The 231-nt window shown below is 68.0% G+C and carries 1 protein-coding gene; it reads right to left on the reverse strand.

All coding sequences use genetic code 11. The features are described from left to right. A partial coding sequence (locus tag ACNEUN_RS06490; RefSeq protein WP_463631653.1) for a hypothetical protein occupies positions 1-214 on the reverse strand: 214 nt, incomplete at its 3' end. Positions 215-231: the final 17 nt, after the last annotated feature.

The following is a 231-nucleotide window of genomic DNA, read 5'->3' on the forward strand; positions in this document are numbered from 1 at the left end:
GCGACAGGGTCTGGGTCAGGCCGGTGCGCTTCGTCGGGACGTGCATCGGTGCAATCTGGCGGGCGCGCAAACGCTCGACCGTCGCGGCGATGTCACGGGACGCCGAGCGGCGTGGCCGCGCGAGGTCGGTTTCCGGCAGGGCCGGTTCAGTCAGAAAGTCGTAAAGCGAAGCGCTCGTGCCTTCGCCATCGTGGTGTTGAGGCTGGATCTGCATGGCATGCTCCAGCGGGC

It is taken from the genome of Gardnerella sp. C0684A1 (assembly GCF_055326835.1).